Raw genomic sequence first — 19,933 nt, forward strand, 5'->3', positions numbered from 1 at the left:
CCCATGTTTAGGGGGAGGGGACAGGGGTGGGGGTCAGCCCGCACCGGCGCCTAGTTAGGTCAAGCGGAAGGAATAACCACCCCGGCAAACCCGCCTGCCGAGATGCCGGTGCACAGCCCATGCCACTCGCAGCCGACACACGCGGCGCGGGTGCGGCCGGTGGCAAAGGCTTCGCGCATCTGGCGCAGCAACACCGGATCCAGCACCACCGCCTCGCCGAGCTGCGGCGGCGTCGCCAGCAACTCACCGAGATCGCGCAAAGCCAGTCGATCGCGCTCGATGACGCTGTCGCGGTGGCAATGCGGTTCGGCATCAGCAAGCAGCGGGGCGCAGATGTCGTCCGGCTCCGCGACGATCAGCAGGTCTTCGCCATCGCCGATGCGGGCGGCGATGGCGTCGTAGTTGGCGGTGAACGCCGCGCTGTAGCCCTTGCCCACATAGGTCAGCAGGCAGAGCAGGTGATGCGGGCGCAACCGGATGGTCATCAGGCGGTGCGGGTCTTGCCGCGGGCGAGCAGCGCCAGCAGAGCGGCGCCAAGCACCGATTTCAGCACGCCGCCGACGATGAACGGGGCAACGCCACTGGTCCAGGCGACGTCAGCGCCGAACAGCACGGCAAGCCAGGCGCCACCGATGGCGAGGCACAGCGCGTTGCCGAGCAACATGCTGACGAAGGCCAGCAGCGGACGGCGGCCGTTCCAGCCGCGCTCGGCGAGCCAGCCAACGACGGCGCCGGCCACCGGGAAGGCGAATAGGTAGCCGGCAGTCGGGCCGACGAAGTGATGCGCTCCGGCGGCGCCGCCCGACAGGACCGGCAGGCCGACGGCCGCCTCGGCGAGCCAGGCGATGATGGTGATGGCGCCGAGCCGCCAGCCATAGAGCGCGCCGACCAGCATCACGGCGAAAGTCTGCATGGTCACCGGCACCGGCACCATCGGGACTTCGACATAGGAGGAGAGGGTCAGGAACAGCGTGCCCAGCACAACTGCCCCAATACGCCAGGCGAGCGGGCGGCTTTCGAGGTCGAGCGGGCTGAAAGCTGATGTCAGGGATACGGTATCGGACACGAGGGACGGCTCCTTGCAAGAATTATAGATAATCTGCGCTATCTATCGCTAAAGGAGTCCACAGCCGCGTGGGAATTGCAAGAGGGGCGCGTTTTTATGGACTGGCTGGGAGAGTGGCAGCGCGTAATGACCCACGAACTCGCCTCTTCCACCGGCTGTCATCCCAGCGAAAGCTGGGACCCAACTCTCCTCAGGTACGGGCTGTGAAATGGGTCCCAGCTTTCGCTGGGATGACACCGAGTGTGGGGATGGAAATAGCGCGAACTGACCGTCCAAACGCTCTAGCTCCGAGCGAACGCAGCCGCCTTGCGTGGCGCTGGTTTGCGGGGCTCCTGGCCACTCGAGCGGATGTGGCGCGCCAGCACCGTGGCCGCGGTTTCGATCTGTCCATCACGCAGCGCGGCGAGGATCGCCATGTGGTCGCGGTCGGTCGGCGCCTCCCATTCGGCCCGCCAGCCCGAGAACAGGAAGCGGGCGCTGGCGCTGTGCAGATCGTCGATGGTCTTGAGCAGCCGCGGCATGCCGCACGGTGCAATGATCAAGCGGTGAAAGGCCCGGTTCGCCTCCTCCCAGGCCTGCACGTCGCTGGCCTTGTCGCCGGCCTTGCTGATGGCTTCGGCCTCTGCGAGCATCGCCTTGGTCAGATGCGGGCCGGCCTGGCGCAAGGCCAGCACTTCGAGCGCCGCGCGCATCTCGGCGACCTCGCGGACTTCGTCGAGGCTGAAGCCGGCGACGCGCACGCCGCGGCGCGGCTCGCTCACCACCAGCCCCTGCGCCTCGAGCAGCCGGAACGCTTCGCGCACCGGCACGTGGCTGGCGCCGAACTCCTCGGCGATGTGGTCCTGCCGCAGGCGGGCGCCCGGCTGGATGTCGCCGGCAATGATCCGCTCGGCCAGCGCGCGGCTGATCCGGACGGAAACGGGATCGTCTTTGGCTGTGGTCATGATTTTATAGATAATTGATTGGCCGAGGGATGGCTACCGGCTGGTCAGCCGGAATTTTCGCCAGGGGATGGCGGTCCGTAACCGGCCGATATTGACGCCGTGGGAAGCGGCTGTCGCACGGGGGCCGGTTCGCAGCGCCTCACCCCGGCATCGGTTCAGCTCTTGATCGCGCCTGGTCCGGGGATGGCGCCGGGCGGACACTTGCCGAGGATAATCATGCCCAGCACCTCGTCCTTGGTCACGTCGCCAACGCGAGCGGTGCCGACCACGCGGCCGTTCTTCATCACCGTCACGCGGTCGGCGAGGTCGAACACGTCGTGGATGTCGTGGCTGATCAGGAAGATGCCGATGCCCTGGGCCTTGAGCTGCTTGATCAGCTCGCCGACCTGCGCGGTTTCCTGCGGTCCAAGCGCCGCGGTGGGCTCGTCCATGATGAGGATGCGGGCGTTGAAGTGGATCGCCCGGGCAATGGCGACCGACTGCCGCTGGCCGCCGGACAGCGACTTCACCGGCTCCTTGAAACGGCGAAAGTTGGGGTTCAGCCGGCCCATCACCTTGCGGCACTCGGCCTCCATGGCGATGTCGTCGAGGGTGCCCCAGCGCGTGCGCAGCTCGCGCCCCAGATAGAGGTTGGCGGCGGCGTCGACGTTATCGGCCAGCGCCAGGGTCTGGTAGATCGTCTCGATGCCGAATGCCTTGGCGTCGCGCGGATTGGAGATCTCGGCGTCCCTGCCGTCGATGCGGATGGTGCCCGAATCGCGTTTGTAGGCGCCGGACAGCACCTTGATCAGCGTCGACTTGCCGGCGCCGTTGTGACCGAGCAGGCCCACCACTTCGCCGGGATAGAGATCGATGGAAGCGTGGTCGACGGCCCTGATGCCGCCGAAAGCGATCGAGATGTCGTTCATCTCGACCAGCGGCGCAGCTTGCGAGGCGGAGTCGGCAGCAATGGTCTCGGTGGTCATGTTTGCCTCCTCACTTCACGCGTCGGCGATAGATCTGGTCGACGAATACGGCGAACACCAGCACAACCCCGACCACGATATTGGTATAGGCGGAATCGACGTTAAGCAGCGCCATGCCCGATTGCAGCGACTGCATCAGCAGGGCGCCGAGGATGGCGCCGAAGATGGTGCCGATGCCACCAGCCAGCGAGGTGCCGCCGATCACCGCTGCGGCGATCACATAGAGCTCGTTGAGGGTGCCGAGCGCCGTGGTTGCGGCGTCGAGGCGGGCCGAGGCGATGATCGCCGAGATGCCGACCAGCGCCCCCATCAGGGTGAACACCATGACGGTCAGCCGCTTGGTGTTGACACCGGCGAGCTCGGCCGCCTCGGGATTGCCGCCGGTGGCGAAGATGTAGCGGCCAAAGCGGGTGCGGCGGGCGACGAAGGTCATTACCAGCCCGACCGCCAGCATGATCAGCACCGGGATCGGGTAGCCGGTCTGGAAGGTCAGCCCGTCAAGGCAGGAGACGACCTTGTCAGCGGCCTGGCAGATGGCTTGCCCGGCCTTGTTCTCGACGCCCGGTGGAATGGGAATCTTGTTGTCGAGGGCGAAGCGCTCCGCGACACGGGGTGGGTAGAGGTAGGAGTTGACCACGGCGGTGGTGCCGAGCACCGCGGCGCAGCCGACCACGACGCTGAGGATCTCGGCCCAGACCGGCTTGGGCTTGAAGTTGAAGGTCAGCCGGCGCCGCCGGCCGGCGACAACCGCGAGGCCGATGCCGATGCAGGCAACGGCCGCCAGCGCCCAGCTCCAGACCGGGCCGATCGAGGCCGCCGGACCGTTGCCGCCGATCAGCTTGAAGGTCTTGTCCATCGGCGCGACGGTGACGCCGCTGGCAATGAGGAAGGCGGCGCCGCTGAAGGCGATCAGCCCACCCAGCGTCACGATGAAGCTCGGGATCTGCCCATAGGCGATCAAGACGCCGTTGAAGGCGCCGATGGCGGCGCCAAGCGCGATGGCGAACACCACCGCGATGATCCAGATCGCGGGGTGACCGACGCCAAGCGTCGGCCCCAGTTCGAACACCTGCAGCACACCGGTCGCCACCGCCACGATGCTGAGCATCGAGCCGACCGACAGGTCGATCTGGCGCAAGACGATGACCAGCACCATGCCGGTGGTCATCACCGCGATCACCGAGGTCTGCACCAGGAGGATCCAGAGGTTGCGCGAGGTGAGGAAGGAACCGCCGAACAGGCCGCCGCCACCGGGGCGCAGGATCGAACTGATGATGTCGAAGCCGACCCAGATCACCAGCATGGCGGCGAGCATGCCGAGCATGCGGGTATCGATCTCGGCGGCACGGATCAGCCGCGTCAGCAGACCCTCGTTGCTGGCCGCCGGACCACTGGTGTTTGATTGCTCCGTCATGCCCCATCCTCCAGCCGATCGTTGCGGCCGCCGTCAGCGAGGCCGGGCCTCGCCATGTCAATGCCGAGCGCCCTTCGCCCGGCGCCGAACGAGAAGGCCGCGCCACCCGATCAGGCGACGCGGCCGGTAGACATCAGATCAGGTCCGGCCGATCAGTTGCAGGCCGGGACCGAGCCGGCGGTCACGCCGGCGCAGGCCTGTTCCTTGGTGATGTGGCCGGCGTCGATCGCCACCTGGATGTTGTCCTTGGTGATCGGGGTCGGCGCGAGCAGGATGGCATTCATCTCGACGCCGTTCTTGCCGCCGCTGAACTTGGCGACGCCAGGAATTGCCGTCGGGTCTGTGCCGTCGGCCAGTGCGATCGCCGCATTGCCTGCGGTGGTGCCGAGATCGATCGAGTTCTTCCAGATCGAGACCAGCTGGGTGCCGAGCGCCACGCGGTTGATGGCGGCGAGGTCGCCGTCCTGACCGGTGACCGGAACCGAGCCCGCCATGCCCTGCGCATCGAGGGCTGCGACGACGCCCGAGGCCATGCCGTCGTTCTCGGAGAGCACGGCATCGACGCCATTATTGGTGGAGGTCAGGCACTGCTCCATGTTCTTCTGGGCATTGTCCGGCTTCCAGCCATCAGTGAAGGTCTCGCAGACATTGGTCACCTTGCCGCTGGCCAGGGCATCCTTGAGCACTTCCTGCATGCCCTGGAACAGGAAGGTGGCGTTCGGGTCACCCTTGTCGCCCTTGATGAAGGCGTAACGGCCCTCCGGTTTCACCTTCAGCGTTTCCTCGGCCATGATGCGGCCGACGCCAACATTGTCGAAGGTGATGTAAAGCGCGTTCGGATCCTCGAACTGCACGTCGTAAGCGATCGACTTGATGCCGGCGTCGCTGATCTTCTGGATCGAAGGCAGGATCGCGTCGGAGTCGTAGGCGACCACGAGGATCACATCGGGCTTCTGCGAGATCAGGCTCTCGATGTCGGCCGCCTGCTTCTGCGCCGAGCCCTGCGCATCGGTCGACAGGTAGGTGTCGCCGGCTGCCTCGACCACTTTCTTGATCGCTGCTTCGTCAGTCTTCCAGCGCTCTTCCTGGAAGGTCTTCCACGAGACGGCAATCGTCTTGCCCGCGGCCATCACCGCGGTCGAACTGGCGCTGATCAGCACAGCACCGGCAAGCAGCGTTAGGATCTTGAATTTCATTGCAGAGCCCTCCCAGACTCCGTGCGGAACCTCTGGCACGCGCGTCCACTGACCAGACAAACCACGCCGTCGTTCCGCAGCTTATGTGTCGATTTGCCTGTGAGGTACGCACACCGACGCTGCATCAGCCCCATCGGCAAGTCAATCTTCATCCCGTTGGTCGCAGATATTTATGCGAATCTCCGTCAATCCCGACTTTTGGCTGAGCCATTGACCGAGCGGCACTTGCCAGTTGAAATAGAGCCCACAGGAGGACGGTACAGCGGAGCAACACGCCGGCCGTGGAACTTTGGGGGGAATGATGCGAGCTCGCCGGATTGCCGCCCTTGGCGCGGCAGTGCTGTTGTGGTGTGCGACGAGCCTGGGGGCGCTCGCCGATGCGCGACCCGAGCCGGGCGCCATCCTCAGAGACTGGTACACGCTGATGAATGAGCTGGTCCGGCACACGGCGACGTATTCGCCGCCGGTCGCCAGCCGGTCTTTCGCCTATCTCGGGATCACGGCCTTCGAAGCCGCGGTGGGCGGTTCGGACAAGCTGGTATCGCTGGTCGGCCAGTTGCACGGGCTCGATGAGGTGCCGCAGCGTGAAGCCGGCGTCCCTTACGATGAGACGGTGGTGATCAGCGCCGCCATGTCGGACGCCATCGTCTTCTACTTCGGCAATACCGGGCCCACCGGCCAGCGCTCGATCAACCGGGCGCAGAGCAAATGGCGGGCGTTGGCTGTCGATGGCGTGCCCGAGGATGTGGTGACGCGCAGCGAAGCCTTCGGCAAGGCCATGGCGGCCGCGATCTTCGCCTGGTCCCAGAACGATGGCGGCGCCACGGTGCTCAATATGGGCTTTCCCTACGAGTATGAGCTGCCCAAGGGCGACGGCAAGTGGGCCCCGACGAACCTGATCCGCCAGCAGCAGCTGCCGCTGCTGCCGGACTGGGGCAATAACCGGACCTTTGCCACGCCCGATGGCGCCGCCTGCCCGACTGAGGGCAACCCCGCCTACAGCGCCGACCCCGCATCGGACTTCTACAAAGAGGCTGACGAAGTCTACCAGACGGTCAAGAACGCCACCCCGGAACAGGCGGCGATCGCCCGTTTCTGGTCCGATGACCCGATGCTGTCGATGACCCCGCCGGGCCATTGGGTCTCAATCGCGTTGCAGGTCGCCGACCGCGCCGACCTGCCGCTCGACGAAAATGTCGACCTGTTGGCCCGCATGGGCATCGCCATGTCGGACGCGTTTGTCGGCTGCTGGCAGCAGAAATATGCCTACAATCTGGTGCGGCCGATCACCTACATCAAAAAGGTGCTCGATCCCAAATGGGAGCCGATCCTCAACACCCCGCCATTTCCCGAGTATCCCAGCGGGCACAGCACCGTGTCGGGAGCCATGGACGCGGTGATGACGGCGTTTTTCGGCGAGAACTACGCCTTCGAGGATCAAACCGGCTCGCCGGACGGCAGGAACCCGCGCAAATACGCCAGTTTCCATGAGGCGGCCGAGGAGGCCGGCATTTCGCGGCTCTATGGCGGCATCCATTTCCGCTCGGCCATCGAGGATGGGCTGGTGCAGGGCCACTGCATTGCCGCCTACACCATCGCGCTCAAGACGAGGAAGTAGCACCATGCGCACCCCGCACAGTTTCGCTGCCGCCCTGGTGCTTGCCGGCTTCGGCCTTGTTCAACCCGCGGCGGCGCAGACGCCCGCGGTGCCCAAATTTGTCGACGAGACGGCAGCCTCCGGCATCACCACCAGCTATGACGGCGACTGGTTCTACATCGTCGGCGGCGGGGTCGCGGCCTTCGACTGCAACGGCGACAGCTATGCCGACATCGCGTTGCCGGGTGGCGCGTCGAAGGCCCAGCTCTACGTCAACACCAGCAAGCAGGGCGGCCGCCTGACATTTGCGCCCGAGGAGAGCGGGCTCGAGCTCGACAGCGTCGGCGGCTTCTATCCGGCCGATATCGACAGCGACGGGGTCACTGACCTCCTGGTGCTGCGGGTGGGCGAGAACCTGGTGATGCGCGGGCTGGGCGCCTGCAGGTTCGAGCGGGCCAACGAGGCGTGGGGCTTTGACGGCGGCGACGCGTGGACCGCATCGGCGGCGCTGACCTTCGAGCGCGGCTCGAGCTGGCCGACCATCGCGGTGGGCAATTACATCGACCGCAACGAGGATCTCTCGCCCTGGGGATCGTGCACCGACAATTGGCTGCACCGGCCAGGCGAAGCCGGCAAGTTCGCCGCGCCATTGCCGCTGAAGCCGAGCTTCTGCGCGCTGTCGATGCTGTTCACCGACTGGGATAAATCCGGGACGCCGAGCCTGCGCGTCTCCAATGACCGCGAGTATTACGAGGGCGGCCAGGAACAGATGTGGCGTATCCTGCCCAGTGAGGCGCCCAAGCTCCTGACCCCCGCCGATGGCTGGAAGGTGCTGCGCATCTGGGGCATGGGCATTGCCAGCTACGATCTCGACGGCGATGGCTACCCCGAATATTTCCTCACCAGCATGGCCGACAACAAGCTGCAGACGCTGACCGCGCCAGGGCCCAAACCCGACTACAAGGATGTCGCCTATGCCAGGGGCGTTACGGCGCACCGCCCCTATACCGGTGACGACCTCAGGCCCAGCACGGCCTGGCACGCACAGTTCGACGACGTCAACAATGACGGTCTGGTCGATCTGTTCGTCGCCAAGGGCAATGTCGACCAGATGCCGGACTTCGCCATGCACGACCCGGACAACCTGCTGCTGCAGGGCGCCGACGGCAAGTTCGTCGAGGTGGGCGACCAGGCGGGCATTTCCAACAACGGCAATTCCCGCGGCGCGGCCCTCGTCGATTTCAATATGGACGGGCTGCTCGACCTGGTGGTGGTCAACCGCCGTACCGGGGCGCAGGTCTGGCGCAATACTGGGGCGGAGGCTGGTGGCAACTGGATCGAGGTGGCGCTGCGGCAGCCCGCTCCGAACGTCGATGCGATCGGCAGCTGGATCGAAGTGAAGCGCGGCGACACGACGATGCGGCGGGAGCTGACGGTGGGTGGCGGCCATGCCGGCGGCCAGCTCGGCTGGGTGCATTTTGGCCTCGGCGACGCGACCGCATCGAGCGTTGCTGTGGTCTGGCCGGATGGAACGCGCAGCGAATGGCCCGACCTCGCGGCCGGCGGCTTCTACGTGCTGGAGCGCGACAAGCCGGCTGCCCCGTTCAGCCCGCACGACTGAGCCGGGCGACGATGTCGCTCGCCAGACGTCTCGCGCTGCCGGTCCTGCTGCTCGGTCTCCTCGCTGGCGGGGTAGTCGCAGGCGAGGCGGAGGGGATGCTCGCCTATCAGCGGGGCGAGTTTGAAGCCGCGATGCGCGAACTGAAGCCGGCCGCTGCCGCAGGCAGTGTACGGGCGCAGACGACGGTCGGCTTCATGTACGCGACGGGCAAGGGGGTCGCCCAGGATGCGGTCGAAGCCATGCGCTGGCTCGGCCTCGCTGCAGCCAAGGGCGATGCCGAAGCGCAGTACAACCTCGGCTATGTCTACGACGCCGGCCTCGGTATCGCGAGAAACCCGGCCGAAGCGGTCAAGTGGTACCGGCTGGCGGCGGAGCAGGGCCGCGCCGACGCCCGCTACAACCTCGGTGCGCTCCTCAAGGATGGTGGCGAGGGCGTGCCGCAGGACGCTGTCGAAGCAGCCAGATGGTTCCGCCTTGCCGCCGCTGAGGGCGATGCCTATGCCCAGCTGGCGCTGGGGCTGCTTTACCTCCGCGGCAGCGGCGTCGCGCAGGATTTTGCCGAAGCGCTCAACTGGGTGCGCCAGGCCTCCGACCAGGGCTACGCGGCGGCGCAGTTCAACCTGGGCAGCATGTATTTCGAGGGGCACGGGGTCGACCGCGACGAGGCGGAGGCGGTGCGGCTGTTCGAGCTGGCGGCCGGGCAGGGCTATGCCCCGGCGCAGTTCAATGTCGGCATTTCGTACCACACCGGACGCGGCGTCGCTCCCGACGACGTCGAGGCGGCCAGGTGGTTCAAGCTCGCCGCCGACCAGGGCCATGCCCCGGCACAGGCCAACCTGGCGATGCTCTACGACCATGGCCAAGGGGTGCCGCAGGACGACCAGCAGGCGGTCTTCTGGTACTCGCTGGCCGCCAACCAGGGCGACGTCTACGGGCAATATGGGCTGGGTGCCATGTACCGGAACGGCTATGGCGTCGCCCAGGACGATGTCATGGCCTATATGTGGACCAGTCTCGCCGCCCAGTACGGCCTGCCGATCGCGGTGAAGGATCTCGATACCCTGACCGCGAGAATGAGCCCGGCCGAAATCGACCAGGCCCGTTCGCTCGCCATTGCCTGGGTACAGCGCTGGCGCAGCACGTCGCCCTGACGATCGGCAGGCTCAGGAGCCGGACGACGATCCGCCGGCCGCCAGCCGCATCAGGTCGGTGTCAAAGTTCACGTCGGCCGCCGACTGTTCGGCGGCGGTGGCGTTGCCGGCGAACTGATGCTGGTAGCCATCCCAGGCGGCATTGACGATGGCGCGTCCGACGCCCGACGCCACGAACTGGGCGAGTTCGGTGGCGGCGCGATCGATGCGCTTGCCGAGATCGGGTGCGCCCCAATCCTCCGGCGCCGCAAAGATCGAGGTGGGGACGGGGACGGCGCGCAGGAACGCGAACAGCGGCCGCATCTGCTCGTCGGCGACCATGGCGTGGCGGGCGGTGCCGGCCGTTGCGGCGAGGATCACCGGCTTGGCGATCAACAGGTCGTTGTCGACGAGGTCGATGAAGGATTTGAACAGCCCGCTCATCCCGGCCTTGTAGACCGGGGTGGCGGCGACGATGGCGTCGGCGCCGGCCAGGCTATCGATGGCGGCCTGCAGCTTGTCGCCGGGGAAGCCGGCGACGATGGCCTTGGCGATGTCGATCGCCAGCGGCGCGAGGTCGATGATGGTGAGCGAGGTGGCGAGGCCGGCTCCCGCCAGCCGGTCGAGGCTCTGCTGCGCGATGCGATCAGCCAGCATGCGGGTCGATGACGGATCGCTGACCCCGGCATTGATGACGACGAGGCGGGCGGGGTGCTCGGGACTCTGGAACGGCTTGGTCATCTAGACCTCCGGCGTTGCCGGCGACCCCGCGAGCAAATGCTCGCAGAGATCGCGCAATTGGACGAGTTGCTGATCGCTGAGGCGACAGGTCATCGCCTCGGCGACATGGCGGCCATGCCTGGCGCCGACGCGCTTCTGCAGGTGCGCGCCGGCCTTGGACAGGCTGAGGATGCTGGCGCGGGCATCCTCAGGGTCGGCCTGACGGTCGATCAGGCCGCGGGCTTCGAGCCGCGACACCGACCTCGAGAGCCCCGCCTGGCTGATGAGGATGTCCTTGCCGAGTTCAGACATCCTAAGGCCGGTCTTTGCCGTCGAGAGGGCGTAGAGCACGCCGTAATCGGTGGGCACGAGGTCGCCCCAGGCGTCGCCGGCGTGCAGCTCGGCGGCAATGGTCATCTGCGCGCGGAACAGCGCCTCCCAGGCCTCGTTCGCCAATCTGGTGTCGCTGGCCATGGCTCAGCCCACCAGCGGCAGCTTGGCGGCGAGGGCCGGGTCGGTGTCCTGGTAGGGCCGGGCGCCGGTCAGATTGTCGCCGCGGTTGGGGTTGGGCGTCGGCTGTCGCGCCGGGGCGTCGCCGTACTTGGCGGCGACCAGGCTCGCGTGCGTCGGCGCCTCGGCGGCGCCAGACGAACGCCGCGAAGCCATCTCCTTGCGCAGCACCGGCACCACTTCGATGCCCAGCAGCTCGACCTGCTCCAGCGCCGCCTCGAGCGGCAGGCCCATGGCGTCGACCACCCAGAGCTGGCGCTGGTAATCGCCGAAGGCCTCGCGGAAGCTCAGCGTCTTGTCGATGATCTCCTGCGGGCTACCGACGCTGAGCGGCGTGTTCTTCGCATATTCCTCGAGGCTGTAGCTCGAGCCATAGATCGGGTTGCCCTCGAAGAACGGCCGGAAGCGCTCATGGGCATCCTGCGAGTTTTTCGCGATGAAGGCGTGTCCGCCCAGCCCGACAATGGCCTGCTCCTTGCTGCCGTGGCCATAGTGCTCGAAGCGCTCGCGGTAGAAGTTGACCAGCGGCAGGAAATGGAAGTTGGGCGCGAGGACATTGTTGGCGAAATAGCCATTGCCGTAATAGGCCGCCTGCTCGGCGATCTCGGGCGTGCGGATCGAGCCGTGCCAGACAAAGGGCGGCACGTCGTCGAGCGGCCGGGGAATGGCAGTGAAGCCCTGTAACGGCGTGCGGGATTTGCCCTGCCAATCGACCACATCCTCACGCCACAGCCGATGCAGCAGGTTGTAGTTCTCGAGCGCCAGCGCCACGCCGTTGCGGATGTCCTGGCCGAACCAGGGATAGACCGGCACGGTGTTGCCGCGGCCCAGCATCAGGTCGACCCGGCCTTTGGCCAGGTGCTGCAGCATGGCGTAATCCTCGGCGATCTTCACCGGGTCGTTGGTGGTGACCAGCGTCACCGAGGTCGACAGGATGATGCGCTGCGTCAGCGCCGCGATATGGGCGAGCAGCGTCGTCGGCGAGGACGAGAAGAAGGGCGGGTTGTGATGCTCGCCAATGGCGAATACGTCGAGGCCGACCTCGTCGGCGCGCTGCGCGATACGGCCGATGGCATCGATCCGCTCCGCCTCGCTGGGTGTGTTGCCGGTGAGCGGGTTGCGGGTGACGTCGCTGACCGAGAAGATTCCGAACTGCATGACATGCCTCCTAAGGCTGCGGTTGCCGAAGATATATGTATGCGCATGCATCTATCAAGGTGGGCAACTGATCTGGAGCGGCGTAGTCAACCAAGCGCCCAGCCGCAACATGCCTAACCGTCATCCTGGCACGCTCAAACAAACTTCTGACGAGCGGCCCTGCTGTGGCGCCTAGATGCAGCCAAGCCAGTAGATCGAGGATATCGCGAGGCCAACACGTCGTTCTGACCAGTGACAAGTAGTGTGCGGTGCCGCCTGATCTATGTGCTGCAAGATACGCTTCCGAAAGGCGTGGAGACTCTAGTTAATTGTGGCAAACTCTGATCGGAGCTGAGATATTGTCGGCAGAATTGGGGATGAGGGAAATCATGTCAGGCAATAAGATCGGCAAGAGAATTGTCGGCGTTCTCTCAATCCTGATCGCTGCTGCCAATGCGGCCCTGGCTGACGACCTTCCCGCGCAGACAATCAAGCCTGCCGGCACCACTGTACTCTTCGCCCAGACCATGGACTGGTTCGACCCCACACACTTCGTTGTCGGACGGTGGGATGGAACGCTGTCGCTATTCCGGACGCCCAAGACAGGAGAGTGGGGACCCATGGTTACCCAGGCGATGGCCCTGCCTTCGGGGCAGGGCGTCGAAATGGTGGCAGCAGTTGATGGCTCGACGATCGTATCGTCCGATGGTCGAGAAAGCCTCGCCGTGTGGCGCCGAGACGGGGCAGCCGATGCAGAGCAAGACTTCGAGCTTGTCGCCAACCTGCCTTACGATCCGACTTACGGACCCGCCAATAGCGGGCTCATCACCGAAGTCGACGGCGCCAAGCTGCTGGTTACTGGTCATGAAAGTGGTGCCGTCATCTACTGGCAGCAGGGTCCTGACGGCGGTTTCTCGATCCTGAGGCACATCAACGTCGCCTCGCCCAATGCACCGTCCAATCCGTGGCAGCTGCATAATGTTAGGGGCCTCGCGCTCTGGAACGACACCACGGTCGTCACCGGGTCAGAAGATGGCGATCTGGTGGGGCTCAGCGTTCGGGATGGCAGCGAGCTGTTCCGAGTTCGCTATAACGAGAAGGCGCAGCGCGGGATCAACAACATCTCGGTTCTGGGCAACTGGCTTCTGGTGGTGAACTGCGCCGTGGGCAGCGCCGACAAGAACCTCTGGCTGTTCGACCTGTCCTCCGGAACACCCGTCCTTAGCGACGCGGAGAATCTCGCCCTCGACCTATCGCGATCCCAGGTGTTCAACTTCGACGCCGATCTGGTTGCGGGAGCCGACGGTCCGATGTTCTTCAGCAGCACAGAAGAAGGAGTCCTATGGGTGGGCGGAATCGAAGGCGGTCAATTGATCGTCACGGGGATCACGAAATCCTCACCCGAGGGCGGGTCCGTCGTCGACGTCGCTCCAGGCGGGGATCTGGTTGCCGTGGCGACCTACGCTCTGCGCCTGTTTGAAGTGCGATAGGCGCTCCCAGTCACGTCGACGTGGCGTTGTGCGAGGCAGGTGACCGGCACAGGTATTGTCGTCGCGGAATTCGCTCCGTCTCCGACTTTTGGACGCTTGACGCGCTTACGTCATGAGGAGTATCTGCCCGTCTCAGGACACCTTGCCCTAACGCAAGGCTTTCGACCTGGGAGGGTCGCCATGGCTGATTTGCCCCTGACTGCGCCGGCAGTGAAACCGGCTAACCCCAATTTTTCGTCGGGCCCCTGTGCCAAACGTCCTGGCTGGACGGTGGACGTGCTCGCCAACGCGCTGGTTGGCCGCTCGCATCGCGCCAAGCCGGCCAAGCAGCGCATCGAGAAGGCCATCGCGCTGACGCGTGAGCTGCTCGAGGTCCCGGCCGACTACCTGATCGGCATCGTCCCCGCTTCCGATACCGGCGCCGTCGAGATGGCGCTGTGGTCGATGCTCGGCGCCCGCGGCGTCGACATGCTGGCCTGGGAATCGTTCGGTGAGGGCTGGGTCACCGACGTGCAGAAGCAGCTGAAGCTGCAGAACGTCCGCACCCTGACCGCCCCCTATGGCGAGCTGCCGGACCTCTCGACCGTCAATTTCGACAATGACGTGGTCTTCACCTGGAACGGCACCACCTCGGGCGTCCGGGTGCCGAACGCCGACTGGATCCCGGCCGATCGCAAAGGCCTGACGATCTGCGACGCGACCTCTGCCGCATTTGCGCAGAACCTCGATTTCCAGAAGCTCGATGTGATCACCTTCTCCTGGCAGAAGGCGCTGGGTGGTGAAGCGGCGCATGGCGTGCTGATCCTCAGCCCGCGCGCCGTCGAGCGGCTCGAGACCTACAAGCCGGCCTGGCCGTTGCCCAAGATTTTCCGCATGACCAAGGGCGGCAAGCTCATGGCCGATATCTTCGAGGGCGCCACCATCAACACCGTGTCGATGCTGTGCATCGAAGACGCGGTGGACGCGATGGAATGGGGCAAGACCGTCGGTGGCCTCAAGGGCATGCAGGCGCGCGCCGATGCCAACGCCAAGGTCTTGGCCGACTGGGTGGCCAAGTCCGACTGGGCGGCGTTCCTCGCCAAGAACGAGGCCGAGCGCTCGAACACCTCGATCTGCCTCGTGATCAAGGACCCGGCGATCACCGCGCTTTCCGACGACGCGCAGGCGGCCTTTGCCAAGGCGATCGTCTCGCGGCTCGACAAGGCCGGCGTCGCCTATGATATCGGCGGCTACCGCGATGCCCCGACGGGGCTGCGCATCTGGGCCGGCTCGACGGTCGAGACCGCGAACCTTGCGGCGCTGACCCCGTGGCTCGACTACGCCTTCGCCGCCGAGAAGGCCGCGCTGGCACAGGCTGCCGCCTGAGCACCATTGCTTCCAGCCGCCCACCGGGGCGGCTCACTTCCCCAAGTTTCACGCGGTCTGAGGTCAAGCCCGGAGCCGCAACAGCATGGAGGGCGACATGCCCAAGGTTCTCGTTTCGGACAAGCTGTCGAAGACCGCGGTCCAGATCTTCAAGGACAACAATATCGACGTCGACTACCTGCCCGATCTCGGCAAGGACAAGGACAAGCTGTTCGAGGTGATCGGCCAGTATGACGGCCTCGCCATCCGCTCGGCGACCAAGGTGACCGACAAGATCCTCAGCGCCGCCAAGAACCTGAAGGTGATCGGCCGCGCCGGCATCGGCGTCGACAATGTCGATATCCCGGCAGCCACCAAGGCCGGCATCATCGTGATGAACACCCCGTTCGGCAACTCGATCACCACCGCCGAGCACGCCATCTCGCTGATGCTGTCGCTGGCCCGGCAGATCCCCGAAGCCGACGCTTCGACCAAGGCCTCGAAGTGGGAAAAGAACCGCTTCATGGGCGTCGAGGTCACCAACAAGGTGCTCGGGCTGATCGGCGCCGGCAATATCGGCTCGATCGTCGCCGACCGGGCGCAGGGCCTCAAGATGAAGGTGGTGGCGTTCGATCCGTTCCTGACGCCCGAGCGCGCGCAGGCCATCGGGGTCGAGAAGGTCGAGCTCGACGAGCTGCTGAAGCGTGCCGATTTCATCACGCTGCACACGCCGTTGATCGATGCGACCCGCAACATCATCAATGCCGAGGCCATCGCCAAGATGAAGGACGGCGTGCGCATCATCAACTGCGCCCGTGGCGGCCTCGTCGATGAAGCGGCGCTCTATGAGGCGCTGAAATCGGGGAAGGTGGCGGGCGCGGCGTTCGACGTGTTCGTCGAGGAGCCGGCGCAGAACAACCCGCTGTTCGAGCTCGCCAACTTCATCGCCACCCCGCACCTCGGCGCTTCGACCACCGAAGCGCAGGAGAACGTCGCGCTGCAGGTGGCCGAGCAGATCTCGGCCTATCTCAACACCGGCGAGATCACCAATGCGCTGAACTTCCCCTCGATCACCGCCGAGGAAGCGCCGCGGCTGACCCCGTGGGTGAAGCTCGCCGAGGCGCTCGGCTCGTTCGCCGGCCAGCTGACCGAGACCTCGATCAAGGGCATCCGCCTCGAGTACGAGGGCAATGTCGCGGCGCTCAACACCAAGCCGATGACCGCCGCGGCGATCAACGGCGTGTTGAAGCCGCAGGTGGCCGAGGTGAACATGGTTTCGGCGCCGCAGATCGCCAAGGATCGTGGCATCAATGTCGAGATCATCACCCGCGACCAGCAGGGGGCGTATGAAGGCTATATCCGCCTCACGGTGATCACCGAGCGGCAGGAACGTGGCATTGCCGGCACCATCTTTGCCAACGGCAAGTCGCGCATCATCCAGGTCAAGGGCATCAACATGGATGCCGAACTGACCCCGTCGATGCTCTACGTCACCAACGAGGACAAGCCGGGCCACATCGGCCGGCTCGGGACGCTGCTCGGCAACCTCGGCATCAACATCGCCAACTTCAACCTCGGCCGCGCCGAGGTGGGAGGCGACGCGATTGCGCTGTTGTCGATCGATGGCGAGGTCACGGCGGAGCAGCTCAAGGAAATTGCCGGGCTCCCCGGCGTGCGCCAGGCCAAGGCCGTGGCGTTCAACTAAGCCGCAGGGTTGGGTTTAGACGGAAAGGCCGGGCATTGCCCGGCCTTTTTTTGTTTGCCCAGGAGTCGGTGCGGGCTGACCCCCACCCCTGTCCCCTCCCCGCAAGGGGGAGGGAAACCCTCACACCAGCACTTCAGTCTGCGTCTCCCTCCCCCTTGCGGGGAGGGATTAAGGGTGGGGGTCGGCAACCACCGGCTGTTTGGGATAATCCTAGCCGCGCAGCGGACGGAAGAACGTCTTGAGATCCCCGGCCAGCAGCGCCGGTTCTTCCATCGCCGGGAAGTGCCCGCCCTCGGTGAACTCGCTCCAGTGGCCGATCTGCTGCTGCGGGTCGAACAGGGGGCGGACCAGGTCGCTGGCGTTGAACACCGCGACGCCGCGCGGGGTGGCGCTGGGCGGGGCCCAGCCCATGGCCTTGAAGGCTTCCCACAGCGCATTGGCCGAAGCCGAACCGCCGCCGCCGTACCAGTAGAGGCTCACATTGGTGAGGAACTGGTCGATATCGACCGCCGCTTCGATCGTCGCCTTGTTCGGGTTGGTCCAGGCCTTGAACTTCTCGGCGATCCAGGCGAGCTGGCCGATCGGCGAGTCGTTCAGCGCATAGCCGAGCGTCTTGGGCCGGGTCGACTGGATGGCGATGTAGCCGTTGCGATCGGCGACCTTGGCCAACAGGGCGCCGGCGCGCTCTTTCTGCTCGGCGGTGAGCGCCGGGTTCTGCTGGAGGTCGCCGCCCATGAACGAGGCGACGGCGATGACGCTGTCGAGGTCGGTGCCGAGATGGAGGCCAATGGCGCGGCCGTTGGTCAGCACGTCGAGCTGGGCCGCGACGTCGGAGCCCATATCGGTGCCGTGGACGGCGAAACGATCATAGCCGAACTGGTTGAGCAGCTCGGCGATGGCGGCCGCGGTCTTCGTGGCAGTCCAGCCGGGCTGGCGCGGGGCAGGGGAGAGGCCGAAACCGGGGGCGGTCGGGATGATGAGGTGGAAGGCGTCTTTGCCGTCCGCCGGGTTGGTCAGCGGCTCGACCAGCTTCAGGTATTCGATGCCCGAACTCGGCCAGCCATGGCAGAGCACCAGCGGCATGGCGTCGGCGTGTCTGGAACGGATGTGGAAGGCGTGCACATGCTCGCCCTCGAACTCGAGCATCACCTGGTCGTAGCGGTTGAGTTCAGCCTCCTGGGCGCGCCAGTCGAAGGCGGCCCAGCGCTCGGCCAGCTGCCGGAGGTAACCGCCGGGGATGCCGCGCTCCCAGGTGTCGGGGGCAACCTCGACCGGCCAGCGAGCGCTGCGCAGGCGATATTGCAGGTCGGCGATATCGGCGTCGGCGATGGCGAGCTTGAAGGGCTTGGCGGTGGTCATGGTGGTCTCTCCTCGGGCTGCGGAATGGGCGATGGCCGTGAACGCCGGCACCAGGGCTGCGGCGATGGCGGACTTGATGAGGGATCGACGGGTCATGGGCATTTCCGGGTCATCCTCGCTGCTTCGGCGCCGGTCTCTGCCGGCCCCAGAACCATGCGCCGGTGCTGCTGACAGAGCCTGTCAGCAGCACCGGTTGTCCGCCGTGATGTGCGAGGTCAGGCGAGGGCGCGAGCCCGGCCGAGGCCGACCCATTGCAGGGCGGCGAGCGCCGCGACCGCGACGGCCTGGGCGATGACGAAGGCAACGCCGAGGAGCGTCAGCGGGAAGGTGCCGGCCAAGAGCACAATGAGGCTGCCGACGACCCAGGCGGCGTTGACAAGGACGATCAGCGTCGCGGCGCCGCGCGGCGTCTCACGCTGTATCCCGACCCAGCCGACGAAGGCGGCGAAAGCGATGAGGAACAGGCCGAGCGGCTGGGTGGCGGTTGCCGGCAGGCCGGTGAGGTCGGCGAGCAGGCTGCCGCCGACGGCAAGCAGCGCGCCAGTGGCCACGGTCGCGGCGGCATCGGCAACGAGGGCAAAGCGGATGAGGTTCATTTCGGTTTCTCCGTCGGGGTTCGTTTGTTGACGGCGACACATTTCTACCTCCCGCTTCCTCGTCTCAACTAACGCAGAGGTAATTGAACCGACGCCGCGGCGGGGTAGGGTCGGCGCCATGACCCACGCACAAGCCACGGCCTCCGACCGTTCCATCGGCGACTATATCCGCGACTGGCGGCAGCACCGCCGCTTCAGCCAGCTCTCCCTGGCGCTGGAGATCGAGCTCAGCCAGAAGCACCTGAGCTTCATCGAAAGCGGGCGCTCGGTGCCGAGCCGCGAGGTGGTGCTGCGCATCGCCTCCGGCCTCGGCGTGCCGTTGCGCATCCGCAACCTGATGCTGCTCGCGGCGGGGTACGCGCCGGTCTATCCCGAGCGGCGGCTCGACCACCCGGATCTGGCGCCGGCCCGCGCCGCGGTAGATCTGGTGCTCAAGGCCTATGAGCCGTACCTGGCCATCGCCGTCGATCGCGGCTGGAACCTGGTCTCGGCGAATGCCGCGGCGGCGCCGTTCCTGTCGCAGGTCACCAATCCAGAGCTGCTGCAGGAGCCGATCAACGTGCTGCGCCTCAGCCTCCGCCAGGATGGCTTGGGCCGGCTGATCGTCAACTACGACGAGTGGGCCCGCGATATCCTGCGCCGGGTGGCGGCGCAGCTCGAAGCGAGTGGCGATCCGGCCATCGCCGAGCTGCTGGAAGAGCTGCGCGACATCTCCGGCATCGCTCCCGGCTATGAAGGGCGCGACGAGCATGGCGGGGTATTCGTGCCGATGAAGATGCGCTTCGGCGACGCCGTGGCGAGCTTCATTTCCACCACCACGGTGTTCGGCACGCCCACCGAGATCACGCTCAGCGAGTTGGTGATCGAGGCGTTCTTGCCGGCGGATGCGGAGACGGCAGCTTTGCTGGCGGCGGTGGTGGGGTGAGGGGTAATTCCAGCCCGCAAACTCGCTCCGGTGTCATTCCCGCGAAGGCGGGAACCTAGTGGGATGCTGCACCACCAGCGAACGTTGAGAGATCGCACTGGGTCCCCGCGTTCGCGGGGATGACGCCGTTGGGTGGGAAGATTGGTGGGGAAGAACGCCGTTCGTCCGGCATCCAGTTTGTGGCCGACCCCCACCCTTGATCCCTCCCCCCAAG

Annotated in this window: 18 protein-coding genes; 7 read left to right on the top strand and 11 right to left on the bottom strand. The window is 65.9% G+C overall.

What is annotated here, in order from left to right:
* Positions 1-59 precede the first annotated feature (59 nt).
* The 6 genes from ACSQ23_RS24040 to ACSQ23_RS24065 form a co-directional block, all read right to left on the bottom strand.
* Entirely contained in the window at positions 60-485 is a 426-nt protein-coding gene (locus ACSQ23_RS24040) for a DUF1284 domain-containing protein (RefSeq protein WP_436092140.1), read from the bottom strand.
* Positions 485-1,066, bottom strand: coding sequence for a biotin transporter BioY (locus tag ACSQ23_RS24045; RefSeq protein ID WP_436092141.1), 582 nt, complete (start codon positions 1,064-1,066; stop codon positions 485-487). Before ACSQ23_RS24045 ends, ACSQ23_RS24040 begins: the two co-directional genes overlap by 1 nt.
* Positions 1,067-1,347: 281 nt before the next feature.
* Positions 1,348-2,010, bottom strand: coding sequence for a GntR family transcriptional regulator (locus tag ACSQ23_RS24050; protein ID WP_055883231.1), 663 nt, complete (start codon positions 2,008-2,010; stop codon positions 1,348-1,350).
* A gap of 155 nt (positions 2,011-2,165) precedes the next feature.
* A complete protein-coding gene (locus ACSQ23_RS24055) occupies positions 2,166-2,975 on the bottom strand; it encodes an ATP-binding cassette domain-containing protein (RefSeq protein WP_055883233.1) in 810 nt (269 codons plus the stop codon).
* A gap of 10 nt (positions 2,976-2,985) precedes the next feature.
* Complete coding sequence (locus ACSQ23_RS24060; protein WP_436092142.1) at positions 2,986-4,389, bottom strand: sugar ABC transporter permease; 1,404 nt, start codon at positions 4,387-4,389, stop codon at positions 2,986-2,988.
* A gap of 152 nt (positions 4,390-4,541) precedes the next feature.
* Positions 4,542-5,585: a substrate-binding domain-containing protein gene (locus ACSQ23_RS24065; protein ID WP_436092143.1), complete on the bottom strand. Its 1,044-nt coding sequence runs from the start codon at positions 5,583-5,585 to the stop codon at positions 4,542-4,544.
* A gap of 301 nt (positions 5,586-5,886) precedes the next feature.
* Between ACSQ23_RS24065 and ACSQ23_RS24070 the strand changes: the two genes are divergently transcribed.
* From ACSQ23_RS24070 to ACSQ23_RS24080, 3 genes are read left to right on the top strand one after another with little or no spacing between them, the layout of a single operon-like run.
* Entirely contained in the window at positions 5,887-7,203 is a 1,317-nt protein-coding gene (locus tag ACSQ23_RS24070) for a vanadium-dependent haloperoxidase (protein ID WP_056000032.1), read from the top strand.
* 4 nt (positions 7,204-7,207) lie between these two features.
* Positions 7,208-8,803, top strand: coding sequence for a CRTAC1 family protein (locus ACSQ23_RS24075; RefSeq protein WP_436092144.1), 1,596 nt, complete (start codon positions 7,208-7,210; stop codon positions 8,801-8,803).
* A gap of 11 nt (positions 8,804-8,814) precedes the next feature.
* Positions 8,815-9,954 (top strand): SEL1-like repeat protein, encoded by a 1,140-nt coding sequence (locus tag ACSQ23_RS24080; RefSeq protein WP_055883239.1) that lies wholly within the window; start codon positions 8,815-8,817, stop codon positions 9,952-9,954.
* Between the two features lie 12 nt (positions 9,955-9,966).
* Here ACSQ23_RS24080 and ACSQ23_RS24085 read toward each other — a convergent pair whose 3' ends face one another.
* Genes ACSQ23_RS24085 through ACSQ23_RS24095 form a run of 3 tightly spaced genes read right to left on the bottom strand, consistent with a single transcriptional unit; the run spans position 9,967 to position 12,321 of the window.
* The gene (locus ACSQ23_RS24085; protein ID WP_436092145.1) at positions 9,967-10,674 is read right to left on the bottom strand and encodes a CE1759 family FMN reductase; all 708 of its coding nucleotides are present in this window, start codon (positions 10,672-10,674) and stop codon (positions 9,967-9,969) included.
* Positions 10,675-11,127: a MarR family winged helix-turn-helix transcriptional regulator gene (locus ACSQ23_RS24090; protein WP_055999731.1), complete on the bottom strand. Its 453-nt coding sequence runs from the start codon at positions 11,125-11,127 to the stop codon at positions 10,675-10,677.
* A 3-nt stretch (positions 11,128-11,130) separates the two neighbouring features.
* Positions 11,131-12,321, bottom strand: coding sequence for a CE1758 family FMN-dependent luciferase-like monooxygenase (locus ACSQ23_RS24095; protein ID WP_436092146.1), 1,191 nt, complete (start codon positions 12,319-12,321; stop codon positions 11,131-11,133).
* 368 nt (positions 12,322-12,689) lie between these two features.
* Here ACSQ23_RS24095 and ACSQ23_RS24100 point away from each other — a divergent pair, with 368 nt between their 5' ends.
* The 3 genes from ACSQ23_RS24100 to serA all read left to right on the top strand — a co-directional run bounded on the left by ACSQ23_RS24100 (position 12,690) and on the right by serA (position 16,839).
* A complete protein-coding gene (locus ACSQ23_RS24100; protein WP_436092147.1) occupies positions 12,690-13,790 on the top strand; it encodes a hypothetical protein in 1,101 nt (366 codons plus the stop codon).
* A gap of 180 nt (positions 13,791-13,970) precedes the next feature.
* A complete protein-coding gene (locus ACSQ23_RS24105; protein WP_436092148.1) occupies positions 13,971-15,155 on the top strand; it encodes a phosphoserine transaminase in 1,185 nt (394 codons plus the stop codon).
* Positions 15,156-15,252: 97 nt separating this feature from the next.
* Positions 15,253-16,839, top strand: coding sequence for a phosphoglycerate dehydrogenase (gene serA / locus ACSQ23_RS24110; RefSeq protein ID WP_436092149.1), 1,587 nt, complete (start codon positions 15,253-15,255; stop codon positions 16,837-16,839).
* A gap of 210 nt (positions 16,840-17,049) precedes the next feature.
* Here the strand turns inward: serA and ACSQ23_RS24115 are convergent, their stop codons facing one another.
* Both ACSQ23_RS24115 and ACSQ23_RS24120 read right to left on the bottom strand, forming a co-directional pair.
* Positions 17,050-18,294, bottom strand: a complete 1,245-nt coding sequence (locus tag ACSQ23_RS24115) for an epoxide hydrolase family protein (protein ID WP_436092150.1) — start codon at positions 18,292-18,294, stop codon at positions 17,050-17,052.
* A gap of 119 nt (positions 18,295-18,413) precedes the next feature.
* A complete protein-coding gene (locus ACSQ23_RS24120) occupies positions 18,414-18,794 on the bottom strand; it encodes a hypothetical protein (protein ID WP_436092151.1) in 381 nt (126 codons plus the stop codon).
* A gap of 118 nt (positions 18,795-18,912) precedes the next feature.
* On the opposite strand from ACSQ23_RS24120, the gene ACSQ23_RS24125 reads away from it, so the two are divergent.
* Entirely contained in the window at positions 18,913-19,719 is an 807-nt protein-coding gene (locus ACSQ23_RS24125) for a helix-turn-helix domain-containing protein (RefSeq protein WP_436092152.1), read from the top strand.
* Positions 19,720-19,933 lie beyond the last annotated feature (214 nt).

Origin of the sequence: Devosia sp. LjRoot16, assembly GCF_964252795.1 — a bacterium.
In the GTDB taxonomy this organism is placed as follows: Bacteria; Pseudomonadota; Alphaproteobacteria; order Rhizobiales; family Devosiaceae; genus Devosia_A.